Source organism: Photobacterium minamisatsumaniensis (genome assembly GCF_050336695.1).
Taxonomy (GTDB): Bacteria; Pseudomonadota; Gammaproteobacteria; order Enterobacterales; family Vibrionaceae; genus Photobacterium; species Photobacterium minamisatsumaniensis.
The window spans coordinates 1-3,738 of record NZ_JAKJSI010000093.1 but is presented as its reverse complement, the minus strand read 5'-3'; the positions used below and the strand labels follow the sequence as shown (position 1 = coordinate 3,738).

The 3,738-nt window shown below is 40.7% G+C and carries 5 protein-coding genes; all 5 read right to left on the bottom strand.

Annotation, left to right across the window (positions count from 1 at the left end):
- Nucleotides 1–283: 283 nt before the first annotated feature.
- The gene (locus tag L4D78_RS28065) at nt 284–730 is read right to left on the bottom strand and encodes a GNAT family N-acetyltransferase (RefSeq protein WP_428469973.1); all 447 of its coding nucleotides are present in this window, start codon (nt 728–730) and stop codon (nt 284–286) included.
- 618 nt (nt 731–1,348) lie between these two features.
- On the bottom strand, nt 1,349–1,702 hold the full coding sequence (locus tag L4D78_RS28060) for a DUF3147 family protein (protein WP_428469972.1): 354 nt from the start codon (nt 1,700–1,702) through the stop codon (nt 1,349–1,351).
- 142 nt (nt 1,703–1,844) lie between these two features.
- The gene (locus L4D78_RS28055; protein WP_428469971.1) at nt 1,845–2,177 is read right to left on the bottom strand and encodes a hypothetical protein; all 333 of its coding nucleotides are present in this window, start codon (nt 2,175–2,177) and stop codon (nt 1,845–1,847) included.
- Between the two features lie 178 nt (nt 2,178–2,355).
- Entirely contained in the window at nt 2,356–2,781 is a 426-nt protein-coding gene (locus tag L4D78_RS28050) for an N-acetyltransferase (RefSeq protein WP_428469970.1), read from the bottom strand.
- Nucleotides 2,782–3,020: 239 nt separating this feature from the next.
- The gene (locus L4D78_RS28045; protein WP_428469969.1) at nt 3,021–3,359 is read right to left on the bottom strand and encodes a hypothetical protein; all 339 of its coding nucleotides are present in this window, start codon (nt 3,357–3,359) and stop codon (nt 3,021–3,023) included.
- Nucleotides 3,360–3,738: the final 379 nt, after the last annotated feature.

Genomic DNA, 3,738 nt, shown 5'->3' with positions numbered 1-3,738 from the left:
GAAACTAACTGGTACGAATTTCGTAACCATCACTCTTTGAATAGCGCCAACTGTGGGTTAACCGATAAATGTCTAGCGACCCTGTTTCACCGCAATGGAAGGCAACTAAACAGGCAGCAGTTGAGACTGCGTAAGAGATCCTCAATATGTGTTTGCCGCAAGCATGACTTGAACGGCTACTCTGACTAACGAAGAGAACGCGCTTGTTAATCGACTTTCAGTCGACCGCTAACGCGGCCGATAGGATCCGCTTTACCGCTTGACGTCCGAAGGCTCATATGTGTTATGTGCGAACCCAACACATTGGCACAAACCGAATGCCGCTAACCTCAGATTCTTCGCTTGTAGACTTGAAACCTTGAGACTCATAAAAACCTACGGAATTGACCGAAGCTTTTAAGCACACCTCATTTGAAGTTGCGAACTTCAAAAGTTGATCAATTAGCAATTTCCCTACCCCAAATCCTTGGGAGTTTTTGTCAATAAACAAGTGCGTTATGTACTCTTTATCGCGAATTGCGCCAAAGCCTACTAATTTGTCTTTTTCTATAACTTTTAGACTTTGAAAACGCGTTTTATCGAAAGCCATTTCAACATCTGGCAGCACCTTAGAAGAGAATGTAACTCGTCCCTCTTCGCTAAAGTGCGGGAGAATATCTGATTGAGAGACACGAGCAACAAGCTCTACCACTGAACTCAAATCTTCAAATTCCGTTTCTAAAATTTTCAATGATGCCCCCTAGCACATAACGCCCTTGTGAAGTTGCCCGCCCCGAAGCCCAAACCTTGCCCCGTAATCATACAAGCTAATTCATACTAAAAATGCCGCGTGTTAAGGGTCAACTTACACAGTTTGTTATATGAATACTGAAATCAAAGCGGCTTGGCCGCCCCACCGAGACTACAAATGAACAACCCCAAACTCACAATGCGGGCTGTAACCGCGAACACCGCACTACCGACAACTGAAATACAAACTTGGCTTCGTAATTTCAGCCACTTAGTAAACACTGAAATCATAACGAACCAACGCAATATTCAACAGTGCGAAATCATGAATTTGAGAGAGATAATGCTATTTATAGCAATGAATATTGGCATGAGATTTAGGTTAACCGCACCATTTCAGGAACGATTTTTACTGCATTGCGACCCACATTGAGACCACTGAATATCAAGCGGCAATGAGACCTAAACCATAAGAAAAAATGGCATATAACGCCGCGTTAAGTGGTGAGCAACGCTAACCACCCTAGCTAAACCATTGTGACATAAACACTTTAATTGAAGTAACCCGAAAACGCCGAGCGTTGGGAATCCGTCTTAAACGCTTTGTTAGGCTCAAAGCTTAAGAGAGCAGATTTACTCCAAAACACTTAGCCACCACGTTCACAATAGCAAAGCAAATTACTGATATTAAACAACTTAACATCAATGTAGTCCAAAAAGAATATTTGCTCAGTAGATAAGGGAACAGGAGAAACATTGGCAAGGTTGGTACTACAAACCAAAATGTATAGAAAGCATGGTTTGATAGTTTTTCAGCCCCCTGACCTTCGATATACATCCAAACTAATGCTAAGATCGTGACCGTTGGTAATGCAGCGACTAAAGCACCAAATTTATCGYTTCTCTTGGCAACTTCGGAAATAAGAACCACGATAGCTGCTGTTAGTAAGTATTTCGTAACAATCCAGAGCACATTACCCCCTGCCTAAAAACTCAACATCAATGAATTGAGCCTAACGCCTACAATAAGGTGTGCCACGTTGCACCAACAAAGCGCACCGAACTCCATATCAAAAATGCCGAGTGTAATGCATCACCTTTATTGTTTTGTTATGTCATGACTTATTCCACGTAACTTTCGTTATGGCATATATCGATGTAAACAATAATAAGGCCGCAAAGAGAGCGAATGCGTCTGCATACAATAAAGCGATTAAACTACATGATATTGTTATGATAAATAACTTTTCATACCCTAACTCAATAATGTAAGCTGCGATAATCACAAGCAATGTAGCAAAGTAATAGAGCTCATCAACATAGTCGGTTGTCTGGAACTCATCACCATAAAAATTACCAGCCAAATTTGCCATCAAGAATTGAAATAATGCAAGCAGTGCATATCCAGATGCCACGGATCGAAAATATAGTGATTTTTGACGTGACATCAAACTTTCCTTCTCACATAGAACATTAATTTAGAATGTTAATCTCGAGCTAAAGTCTAATTAATGACATAACGCCCTTGTGAAGGTGCCCGCCCCGAAACCAAAACTTTACGCCGTAATCATAAAAGCTAATTCATACTGAAAATGCCGCGTGTTAAGGGTCAACTTACACAGTTTGTTATGTGCTCATGCTCATCGCATACTCAGCACAACCTGTATGCTCACAAACGTGCTCATTATCTACCTTGAAACCTTGCGAGAGGTAGAATTTATAGGTTGCTTCATTGTCTTTGTAAACGTTTAAAGTCAACTCCGAACATTGCTTTTTAGCATGGGCTATTAACTGCTTACCAACACCCTTACCTTGACGAGCGGGCGAGACAAAAATTGCTGCCAAAAGGTTTTCGTATAACGAGTAGAAACCAATGATATTTCCATCATTTTCGAATACATAAGTCTTTGATGCTGGGATATAGATTTCACGCATATTCGAGACTTGTGACTCCCAAAACTCTGCTGCAACAAAATCGTGAGCTTGTATTGATGCCTTAAGCCAAATATCGAGAACTTGCTCGATATCCTCTGATTTGTACTGTCTGATCATTTTCGATTCAACCGATAGTAAATTGTAAAATATAGACAGTATTATGGCGATTTTGACGGACAAATAATTGAAGATTTACGACAACTTAGGGCTGATTTTGTCGCGAATACATAACGCCTTGTTAACTTGTGACAAAACAACGCCACCAAACCTAATATGACCACCTTAACCACAAAAGCTAACCATTACAAAAATGCCAAGCGTTTTGGAATCCAGTTGAACAATTTGTTAGGTGATGGCTACGATAGCAGGCAATAAAGCAATGGAAGCAAGCTAGCAATCAATAAGCTGTGCCCAACAGATGTACTCTCTAATTTGGTCACAATAGTTGATTTAGCAGATTCGTTTTCAATTAGCGAGCTAGCAGAAACGCCAGCCATATTACTAGGGTCACTATATCCGACCTTATGACCGGAAAAAGACAAAAGTGAACCCATAGCAAGAAGGACTAGCATTGAATAGAACGCATAATCACTAGAAAATGATAGTTTCAAATAGCCAGTGAAATACTCGAAAGTAATAACAATTAGCAGTGCTAATACGTTTGATAGCACTATTAACCTTACGAATTTAAACATGTTCCCTCCGATGCCAATAGAGCACCTAACGCCCTTGTGAAGTTGCCCGCCCCTAAACCCAAACAGTACACCGTAATCACAAAAGCCAATTCAGACTAAAAATGCCACGTGTAAAGGGTCAACTTGCACAGTTTGTTATATGAAAACTGAAATCAAAGCGGCTTGGCCGCCCCACCGAGGCAGCAGGTGAACAGCCCCAAATTCACGATGCTAACTGTAACCGCAAACACCAATCTACCAACGATTGAAACCATACTTGGCAGTGTAATTTCAGCAACTTAGTAAACGCTGGAATCATAGCGAACCGACACCATACTCAACAGTGCGAATTCATGAATTTGAGAGAGACAATGCTATTTATACCAATGAATATGAATAT